A 9,135-nucleotide genomic window follows, 5' to 3' on the forward strand; every position below is an offset into this window, starting at 1 on the left:
ACACTCGTGCCAATTGACGCCAGGCGTCGCGGCTGCGTGGCAATTGTGAGCAGCAGTGGCGTTCTGCCAAGCAAACACAGTGCAAATCGCTAGAACCAAGCCGGATGCGGCGTAAGCTCTGGTTCGCCTCAAAGTCATGGTTGCTGGACCTCTGCTACTCGCCGACACTCAACCTGACCACATCTGCTGACACTCGAGAGTGCTCCTCGTCTACACCACCGTCAACCCGGGAGCAGAGGACATGGCAACGGTCGCCGCAGATGCGCAGCGGACGTCAACAATGGGAAGCCTGCTCGGGTGCTGACCGCCACCGCCGGCGTCCGCCGCCGACAAGGGTGAATCCGCTTGGGTCCGCACCGATCGGTACTTCCCGACGGCGAGGTTGACCCGGCACGGGGTGTTAGTCGCCTATCCTGATTCCGTTGTCGCTACCCCACGACTTCGCTTAGCGAGGCCGAAGTTGATCTCTGCCATCTACCAGGTCGAAGCATGAACCCCGCATATTTGTGTCGTAAGCTGACGTGCCGCGAATACGGCGTTTTCGGTAGGCGGGCTTTATGGCGGGCGCGCAACCTATTCTTTGATTTTTATCAGTGCAAACAATGTCGTATGGCGGAGAGGGAGGGATTCGAACCCCCGATGGGCTTGCACCCATGCCGCATTTCGAGTGCGGTGCATTCGACCACTCTGCCACCTCTCCGCGGTCATGGTCCGCCGTTGCCGGCGCGGCGCACTAGATAACGGCTGGACGGACAGGTTACAAGGGCCAATCTGCCTGATATCAGGCTTCTCTCCGGGCCGTATGGCTCCTCCCTCGATACCTCTGCCGCTTGTGCCAACGGCACCGGCTTGCTTTCGGCCGTTTGCCTTGACTCGCGCCGCACCTTCGGCTAGGGACAGCGCGCAATCGGCGTGGAGGGCTCTTCCGCGCCGCTTGCTTTTTGAACCCGCAGACTGACAAAAAGACGGCCGAACCGCTGAAGCGGTTCGTCAAGGCCGACCGAACAGCGAAAGGCAAAAAATGTTCGCAGTCATCAAAACGGGCGGCAAGCAGTATCGCGTCGCCGCCAACGATCTCCTGAAGATCGAAAAAGTCGAAGGCCAGGTCGGCGACATCGTCGAGATCAGCCACGTGCTCGCGCATGGCGAGGGCGAGAATGTCACGTTTGGCGCGCCGTTCGTCGACGGCGCTTTGGTCACCGCCGAAGTCGTCGAGCAGGGCAAGAACCGCACCGTCATCGCTTTCAAGAAGCGCCGCCGGCAGAATTCGCGCCGCAAGATCGGCCATCGCCAGCTGTTGACCACCGTGCGGATCGCCGAGATCCTGTTGGGCGGCGCCAAGCCGACGAAGAAGGCCGCGGCCAAGGCCAAGGCCGAGGCGAAGGCCGAGGCGAAGGCCGAGATTGCCGCAAAGGCCGAGACGAAGGCTGAAGCCGCGCCAAAGACCGAGGCAGAGGCTGCGCCGAAGAAGGAAGCCAAGGCAACTGAAACCGCCGCCGCGCCGCTGTTCAAAGCGCCGAAGGGCGAGCCGGACGATCTGACCGTGATCAAGGGCATCGGCCCGGTTGCGGCCGGCCAGTTGAACGAGCAGGGCATCACGACCTTCGCCCAGATCGCCAAGCTGTCGGACAAGGATATCGCCAAGATCGACGAGCATATGCCGTTCAGCGCCGACCAGATCACGGACTGGCGCGAGCAGGCCAAAGATTTGGCGAAGAAGTAAAGCGGGCCGGCGCGATCGTCGCCGGTTCGGACTTGAAACGGAACGCGAACGCGTTCATAAGACCCTTTAAGCGCCTAGCGGCGCATCGGAGTTAGTTAGATGGCACACAAGAAAGCTGGCGGTTCGTCGCGCAATGGTCGCGACTCCCATTCCAAGCGGCTCGGCGTGAAAAAATTCGGCGGCGAAGCCGTGATTCCGGGCAACATCATTATTCGTCAGCGCGGCACGACGTGGCATCCCGGCACCAATGTCGGCATTGGCACGGATCACACGCTGTTTGCGCTCGAAGCTGGCGCAGTCACCTTCAATAAAAAAGCCAATGGCCGAACCTACGTATCGGTGAACCCGATGACCAAGGCCGCGGAGTAGCCGGTTCCGCACGAGAACACCGGCACCCATCTCGGGAACCGGTGTCTGGCCAAGCCAGGAAATGGATCAGGGGAGATGGGTTTCCATCTCCCCTTTTTCTTGCCTGGAGGACTGACATGGTTGCCGAAGCGGATGACACAGACGGTGAAAGTTACGCGATAGATTGTCCGGTCCTGGTGACCGAGCGGCTGGTCCTGCGGGCGCCGCGCGAAAGTGACATCGAGCAACTGGTGGCGCTCGCCGACAATCGCCATGTCGCCGAAATGCTGGCCCGCATGCCGCACCCCTATGGCGAGGCCGAGGCACGCGCCTTCCTCGCGATGACGGCATCGCGCCGGGCCGGCATTGCCTATGCCTTGACCCTGGCCGGCACCGAAACCTTCGTCGGATGCGCCGGCCTCAACACCACCGATCGCGGGCTGGAGCTCGGCTACTGGATCGGCGAGCCATACTGGAAGCGCGGCTATGCGACGGAGGCCGCGCATGCGCTGGTCGACCTCGCCTTCCAGAGGACGTCGATCCAGGTGCTGCATGCCTCGACGCGGGTGATCAATCCGGCCTCGCGCCGGGTCATCCACAAATGCGGCTTCCAATATGCCGGCCAGGGCATGCTGAACTCGATCGTCGCCGGCCAGGTGCCGGTCGAGCGCTACCGTCTCGATCGCAAGACCTGGACGAGCCTGCGGAACTGGGTGCATTTCTGACGGACGCTGGTCAAACCATCTCGACCCAGACCGGCAAGTGGTCCGAACCGACTGCTTGCCGGTCGACCCACAGGCGCTTCAGCGATTTGGCCAGCGAGGCGCTGGTGAAGACATAGTCGATGCGCTTGTGGCGGCTGGCGTCGCCAGGCCGCTTGGGGTCGACCCAGGTGACGAGATCGGCGCCTGCGGCGGCAAGGCGCAGGGCGGCATCGACGGCAAGATCCGCGGTTACCGGCATGCCGAATTCGTGATCCAGGCGGCCGGCGAATTCGACATATTCCGGCGATCCGGCCAGCATGTTGAAGTCGCCCATGACGACGAAGCCTTCGGGACAAGGCAGGTCCGGCAGGCCGACCTCGGCGACGCCCGACAGCGCGCCGCCCTCGATCGCATAGTTCAACAGGCGCCGGCGCAGAAACCGGATCTGGCTGGCGCGTTCGACCGGGCTGCGGTGGTCGAGATGGGTGGAATAAAAGCGGACGAAGCCAAGCGGCGTCTCGATCAGCGCCTCCAGCGCGCCGCGCTGGAAATTCATCACTTCAAAACTGCGGCTGCGCGGCAAGAGGAGATTGCGCGACAGATGAACGGGGGTTTTCGACAGCACCATGTTGCCGAGCTGGAAAGTGGTGGTGATGGCGCGGCCGTTTTCCAGACGCGAGCCGACATTGGCCTCGAAATTGCTGCCGTAGACGGCGAAATATTCGGGCAGCGCCTCGCCAAGCTCGGCCACCATGTCGCGGCCGCCATTGTTGGGGTTGTTGCGCGAGACCTCCTGCAGCGCGATCACGTCGGCGCCGCGCACGGCATCGGCGATGCGGCCGACATCGTAGCGGCCGTCAAGACCGACGCCGTAGTGGATGTTGTAGGTTACAAGCTGCATTGCGACTCCGGCGATGTTCAGACTCGGACCATGTTCAGACTCGGGCCATGTTGATAAACAGCCTCGCCCTTCGCCCCGCCTTGGTTTAGAGCAGTGCCAAACGTTAGAGCAATGCCGCAAGGCCGTTAGCAGAAACTCAGCAATACGATGAAATTTCTCGATCAAGCCAAGGTCTATGTCCGCTCCGGCGATGGTGGCGCCGGATCGGTGTCGTTCCGACGCGAAAAGTTCATCGAGTTCGGCGGTCCCGACGGCGGCGACGGCGGCCGCGGCGGCGACGTCTGGGTGGAGGCGGTCGATGGGCTGAACACGCTGATCGATTATCGCTACCAGCAGCATTTCAAGGCCAAGACCGGCACGCACGGCATGGGCCGCAACATGACCGGCGCCAAGGGCGCCGACGTGACGCTGAAAGTGCCGGCGGGAACGCAGGTCTTTGCCGAGGACAACGACACGCTGATCTGCGACCTGACCGTCGTCGGCCAGCGTTTCCTGCTGGCCAAGGGCGGCAATGGCGGCTTCGGTAACCAGCATTTCAAGACCTCGACCAACCAAGCGCCGCGCCGCGCCAATCCGGGCCAGCCGGGCGAAGAGCTCAACATCTGGCTCCGGCTCAAGCTGATCGCCGATGCCGGCCTGGTCGGCCTGCCCAATGCCGGCAAGTCGACTTTCCTCGCCGCCGTCACCGCAGCGAAGCCGAAGATCGCCGACTATCCCTTCACCACGCTGCATCCGGGCCTCGGTGTGGCCCGTATCGACGGGCGCGAGTTCGTCATCGCCGACGTTCCCGGCCTGATCGAAGGCGCGCATGAAGGCGTCGGCATCGGCGACCGATTCCTCGGACATGTCGAACGCACGCGGGTCCTCCTGCACCTCGTCTCGGCGCAGGAAGAAAATCCGGGGAAGGCCTACAAGACCGTGCGCGCCGAACTCGACGCCTATGGCCATGGGCTGGTCGAGAAGGTCGAGATCGTCGCACTTTCCCAGGTCGACACGCTCGATGCCGACGCGCGCAAGAAGAAGGTCGCTTCGCTGAAACGCGCCGCCGGCCGCGCGCCGATGCTTTTGTCCGCCGTCACCGGCGAAGGCGTCGAGGCGGTTCTGCGCGCACTGATGACGGTCGTCGCCGAGGCGCGCGAAGCTGTCGCCGCTCCGGTCGAGACGCGCTGGAGATAGCGATGGCCGCGCAGTCGCTGAAAAAATACCGGCGCATCACCGTCAAGATCGGCTCGGCGCTGCTTGTCGACCGCACGGCGGGGCTGAAGCGCGACTGGCTGGCCTCGCTTGCCGACGACATTTCAGTGCTGGCCGAGAATGGCGCCGAGATCCTCGTCGTGTCGTCCGGCGCCATCGCGCTTGGCCGCACCATTTTGGGCCTCGGCAAGCGGGCGCTGAAGCTCGAGGAAAGCCAGGCGGCGGCGGCCGTCGGGCAGATTGCGCTGGCCGGCGCCTGGTCGGATGCGCTCGGCAAGGGCGGCCTGAAATCGGGCCAGATCCTGCTGACGCTCGGCGACACCGAAGAGCGCCGCCGTTATCTCAATGCGCGCGCGACGATCTCGACGCTGCTCAAGATGAAGGCGGTGCCGGTCATCAACGAGAACGATACGGTGGCGACCTCCGAAATCCGCTATGGCGACAATGACCGGCTGGCGGCGCGGGTGGCGACGATGATGGGCGCGGACCTTTTGGTGCTGCTCTCCGACATTGACGGGCTCTACACGGCGCCGCCGGCGCGCGACCAGCATGCCAGGTTCGTCGCTGTCGTCGACCGCATCACGCCTGACATCGAGGCGATGGCGGGTGCGGCCGCTTCGGAGTTTTCACGCGGCGGCATGCGCACCAAGCTCGACGCCGGCAAGATCGCCACCGCCGCCGGCACTGCCATGATCATCACATCAGGCACGCGGCTGTCGCCGCTGCTGGCGATCGAGCGTGGCGAGCGGGCGACGTTCTTCCGGCCGAGCGCCAATCCGGTCAAGGGCTACAAGACATGGATCGCCGGGCAGCTCGAACCGGCAGGCCGGCTGACAGTCGATGCCGGCGCCATCGGCGCGCTGCTGTCGGGCAAGTCGCTGCTGCCGGCCGGCGTCAAGCTGGTCAGCGGCAATTTCTCGCGCGGCGACACGGTGGCGATCCTGTCGCCCGAAGGCCGCGAGATCGCGCGCGGATTGGTTGCCTACGATGCCGCCGATGCCGTAAGGATCGCTGGCTTGAAAACAGCCGAGATCGAAACGGTGCTCGGCTATGAAGCGCGATCGGCGATGATCCACCGCGACGACCTTGTGGTGAGCCATTCTAGTGACCAAGTACAGGCCGGCGACCAAGTACAGGCCGCTGACCAAGCGGTCGGTGACGAGGTGAATAGCGGAGGATGAGCCATGCTGAAGCTGCATGAAAAATCCCGGGACGATACGGTGGCGCTGATGGCCGATATCGGCCGCCGCGCCCGCGCTGCCGCCCGACCGCTGGCCGTCGCCACAGCCGAGCGCAAGCACGCCGCGTTGATCGGTATGGCGCAGGCGATCCTTCGCCACGAGCAGGATATTCTCGACGCCAACGCCATCGACATCAAAAATGGCGAGCAGTCGGGGCTTTCGGCTTCTTTCATGGACCGGCTGAAGCTTGATCCCGGCCGCATCCGTGCCATGGCCGACGGCATCAGTGAAATCGCCGGGCTGCGCGATCCGGTCGGCGATGTCATTGCCGCATGGGACCGGCCGAACGGCCTGCATATCGAGCGCGTGCGCACGCCGCTCGGCGTTGTCGGCGTCATCTACGAAAGCCGGCCGAACGTGACCGCCGATGCCGGCGCGCTGTGCCTCAAGGCCGGCAATCCGGTGATCCTGCGCGGCGGCTCGGATTCGCTCAACTCCTCGGCGGCGATCCATGCCTGCCTGGTCGAAGGGCTGAAAGCGGCCAAGCTGCCGCAGGATGCCATCCAGCTGGTGCCGACCGCCGACCGCGCCGCCGTCGGCGAGATGCTGAAAGGACTTTCCGGCAATATCGACGTCATCATTCCGCGCGGCGGCAAGAACCTGGTCGAACGCGTCCAGAACGAGGCGCGGGTGCCGGTCTTCGCTCATCTCGAAGGCATCTGCCATCTCTACATCGACCGCTCGGCCGATCTCGACATGGCGGCCAGGATCGCGGTCAACGCCAAGATGCGGCGCACCGGCGTCTGCGGCGCGGCCGAGACGCTGCTGGTCGACCGCGCTGTTGCCGCCACTCATCTGGTGCCGATCCTCGGGGCGTTGCGCGCGGCAGGGTGCGAAATCCACGCCGACGCCGAGGTGCTGAAAGTGTTTGCCGACGCCCAGCCTGCGACCGACGCCGACTGGGTGAGCGAATATCTCGATGCCATCATCGCAGTAAAACTGGTCGATGGCGTTGCCGGTGCGATCGAGCACATCGAGAATTTCTCCTCGCACCACACCGAGGCGATCGTCGCCGAGAATACGAACGCCGTCGAACGGTTCTTCAACGAGATCGATTCGGCGATCCTTCTGCACAATGCCTCGACGCAATTTGCCGATGGCGGCGAATTCGGCATGGGCGCCGAGATCGGCATCGCCACCGGCAAGATGCATGCGCGCGGCCCGGTCGGTGTCGAGCAACTGACCTCGTTCAAGTACCGCGTGCGCGGGACGGGACAGGTGAGGCCTTGAGCTTATTCGCGGTTAGAGCCTGAGAGGCGTGCGCCCAGCCACCCCCCTCTGTCCTGCCGGACATCTCCCCCTCAAGAGGGGAGATTGGCTGTCATTTCTGTTTTCGCCAATCGCCGGCGCTGCAAGATTTGCACCTGCGATGAAGCCGCCAATCTCCCCCCTTGAGGGGGAGATGCCCGGCAGGGCAGAGGGGGGTGCTTAGCACGATGCTCTCCCCTTCCGGCCCCACCGTTCCCTCCCACTATCTAAAAATGCCGCATGCCGAAAAGGGCCTGGCCGTCGGACTGTTCGGCGGCTCGTTCAATCCTGCCCATGCCGGCCATGCGCTGGTCGCCGAGATCGCGCTCAGGCGCCTGGCGCTCGATCAGTTGTGGTGGATGGTGACGCCGGGTAATCCGCTCAAGAGCGCGCGGGAACTGGCGCCGCTGGCCGAGCGGCTACGCCTGTCCGAGCAGATTGCCCGGAACCCGAAGGTCAAGGTCACCGCCTTCGAGGCGAGCCATTATGTCCGCTTCACCGCCGACACGCTGGCCCTGGTCAAGGCGCGCAACCCGGGCGTCGACTTCGTCTGGATCATGGGCGCCGATTCGCTGCGCGATTTTCATCGCTGGCAGCGCTGGCGCCAGATCGTGATGACGTTTCCGATCGCGGTGATCGATCGCCCTGGCGCGACGCTGTCGTTCCTGTCGTCGGTTGTCGCCAAGACCTTCGACTACGCGCGTGTCGACGAGGGCGACGCGCCGCGGCTCGCCCGCATGAAGGCGCCGGCCTGGACCTTCATCCACGGCCCGCGCTCGTCGCTGTCATCGACCGCGATCCGCAAGATGGCGCAGGGATAGGAGTCTCTTTCTCCTTCTCCCCTTGTGGGAGAAGGTGGCCGAGCCCACGGGTCTTGCCTCCGGCAAGCCCGAGGACAGGCTCCGCTCGGTCGGATGAGGGGTGCTGGAAGGATCGCTACCTTGAAGACCTAAGCACTTACGGCGATGTCGCATTTGCGGCTGCCTTTCCTCGGTCCGTGAGCGATCCTGCGCGGGTATGGCGATTCTCGAGCGAAACCAGACCAGACGCGACCCGGCACAGGGCAGCCCGCCGGCCCCGGCGATCGCCATCGCCAGCGTCGTCCTGTCGATGGCGCTGGTAGCGGTCGGCAACGGACTGATGTTCGCCTATATCCCGGTCCGGCTCGGCGCCGAAGGCTTCGATCCGACCTGGGCCGGGCTGATCGTCACCGGCCTCTCGGCCGGCGGCCTGGCAGGCTGCATCCTGACCGGTCCGCTGGTACGACGCGTCGGCCATGCGCGCGCATTCATGGTGCTGTCGGCGTTGATCGTGCTGTCGAACGCCGCCGTCGGGGCCGGACCGCACCCGCTGTCGTGGATCGCGGCACGCGCGCTCTACGGCTTTGCCATATGCGGCCTGTTCATCGTTGCGCAAAGCTGGCTGAACGACGTCATCGCCAACGCCATACGCGGCAGGGTCATGGCCTTCTTCTACGTCGCCTATGTCGCCGGGCTCGGTGTCGGCTACTCCACACTGGCGCTGATCGACATACGGGCTGCGGACGCGCCGCTGGTCGGCATCGCCTTCACCGCGCTGTCGATCCTCCCCGTCGGGTTGACGCGGCTTGCCCAGCCGCGGCCCCCCCCCGCGGGGGGGGGGGGGGGGGGGGGGGGGGGGGGGGGGGGGGGTTTTTTGGGGGGGGGGGGGGGGGGGGGGGGGGGGAGGAGGGGGGGGGGGGGGGGGGTTGGGGGGGGGGGGGGGGGGCCCCCAACAAGGGGGGGGGGGGGGGGGGGG

9 protein-coding genes and 1 tRNA gene are annotated in these 9,135 nt (G+C 65.0%); 8 read left to right on the plus strand and 2 right to left on the minus strand.

Annotated features, from left to right (window positions below; genetic code table 11):
* Nucleotides 1–610: 610 nt before the first annotated feature.
* Nucleotides 611–700: transfer RNA gene (locus AC0L2C_RS30360), tRNA-Ser, on the minus strand.
* Between the two features lie 321 nt (nt 701–1,021).
* On the opposite strand from AC0L2C_RS30360, the gene AC0L2C_RS30365 reads away from it, so the two are divergent.
* The 3 genes from AC0L2C_RS30365 to AC0L2C_RS30375 all read left to right on the plus strand — a co-directional run bounded on the left by AC0L2C_RS30365 (nt 1,022) and on the right by AC0L2C_RS30375 (nt 2,796).
* Nucleotides 1,022–1,723, plus strand: a complete 702-nt coding sequence (locus tag AC0L2C_RS30365) for a 50S ribosomal protein L21 (protein WP_473525152.1) — start codon at nt 1,022–1,024, stop codon at nt 1,721–1,723.
* A gap of 99 nt (nt 1,724–1,822) precedes the next feature.
* Nucleotides 1,823–2,092, plus strand: a complete 270-nt coding sequence (gene rpmA / locus AC0L2C_RS30370; RefSeq protein ID WP_023678077.1) for a 50S ribosomal protein L27 — start codon at nt 1,823–1,825, stop codon at nt 2,090–2,092.
* 116 nt (nt 2,093–2,208) lie between these two features.
* Nucleotides 2,209–2,796 carry a GNAT family N-acetyltransferase gene (locus AC0L2C_RS30375; RefSeq protein WP_128173597.1) on the plus strand — a complete coding sequence of 196 codons (588 nt, stop codon included), beginning with the start codon at nt 2,209–2,211 and terminating at the stop codon, nt 2,794–2,796.
* Nucleotides 2,797–2,806: 10 nt separating this feature from the next.
* Here AC0L2C_RS30375 and AC0L2C_RS30380 read toward each other — a convergent pair whose 3' ends face one another.
* Nucleotides 2,807–3,676 (minus strand): endonuclease/exonuclease/phosphatase family protein, encoded by an 870-nt coding sequence (locus AC0L2C_RS30380; RefSeq protein WP_473525153.1) that lies wholly within the window; start codon nt 3,674–3,676, stop codon nt 2,807–2,809.
* A 147-nt stretch (nt 3,677–3,823) separates the two neighbouring features.
* Between AC0L2C_RS30380 and obgE the strand changes: the two genes are divergently transcribed.
* The 5 genes from obgE to AC0L2C_RS30405 form a co-directional block, all read left to right on the plus strand.
* A complete protein-coding gene (obgE, locus tag AC0L2C_RS30385) occupies nt 3,824–4,852 on the plus strand; it encodes a GTPase ObgE (RefSeq protein ID WP_128168566.1) in 1,029 nt (342 codons plus the stop codon).
* Between the two features lie 2 nt (nt 4,853–4,854).
* Nucleotides 4,855–6,051 (plus strand): glutamate 5-kinase, encoded by a 1,197-nt coding sequence (gene proB / locus AC0L2C_RS30390; RefSeq protein WP_128245913.1) that lies wholly within the window; start codon nt 4,855–4,857, stop codon nt 6,049–6,051.
* A gap of 3 nt (nt 6,052–6,054) precedes the next feature.
* Complete coding sequence (locus tag AC0L2C_RS30395) at nt 6,055–7,341, plus strand: glutamate-5-semialdehyde dehydrogenase (RefSeq protein ID WP_419695103.1); 1,287 nt, start codon at nt 6,055–6,057, stop codon at nt 7,339–7,341.
* Nucleotides 7,342–7,592: 251 nt separating this feature from the next.
* Entirely contained in the window at nt 7,593–8,180 is a 588-nt protein-coding gene (locus AC0L2C_RS30400; protein WP_027152843.1) for a nicotinate-nucleotide adenylyltransferase, read from the plus strand.
* Between the two features lie 196 nt (nt 8,181–8,376).
* The coding region (locus AC0L2C_RS30405) for an MFS transporter (protein WP_473525154.1) at nt 8,377–9,135 on the plus strand (759 nt) is incomplete at its 3' end.

The organism is Mesorhizobium sp. WSM4845, from assembly GCF_055811455.1.

What these genes read in the sequence shown, in the direction of transcription:
- AC0L2C_RS30365 (WP_473525152.1), top strand. Translation starts at nt 1,022, where the DNA reads ATGTTCGCAGTCATCAAAACGGGCGGCAAGCAGTATCGCGTCGCCGCC.
- rpmA (WP_023678077.1), top strand. Translation starts at nt 1,823, where the DNA reads ATGGCACACAAGAAAGCTGGCGGTTCGTCGCGCAATGGTCGCGACTCC.
- AC0L2C_RS30375 (WP_128173597.1), top strand. Translation starts at nt 2,209, where the DNA reads ATGGTTGCCGAAGCGGATGACACAGACGGTGAAAGTTACGCGATAGAT.
- proB (WP_128245913.1), top strand. Translation starts at nt 4,855, where the DNA reads ATGGCCGCGCAGTCGCTGAAAAAATACCGGCGCATCACCGTCAAGATC.
- AC0L2C_RS30395 (WP_419695103.1), top strand. Translation starts at nt 6,055, where the DNA reads ATGCTGAAGCTGCATGAAAAATCCCGGGACGATACGGTGGCGCTGATG.
- obgE (WP_128168566.1), top strand. Translation starts at nt 3,824, where the DNA reads ATGAAATTTCTCGATCAAGCCAAGGTCTATGTCCGCTCCGGCGATGGT.
- AC0L2C_RS30380 (WP_473525153.1), bottom strand. Translation starts at nt 3,676, where the DNA reads ATGCAGCTTGTAACCTACAACATCCACTACGGCGTCGGTCTTGACGGC.
- AC0L2C_RS30400 (WP_027152843.1), top strand. Translation starts at nt 7,593, where the DNA reads ATGCCGCATGCCGAAAAGGGCCTGGCCGTCGGACTGTTCGGCGGCTCG.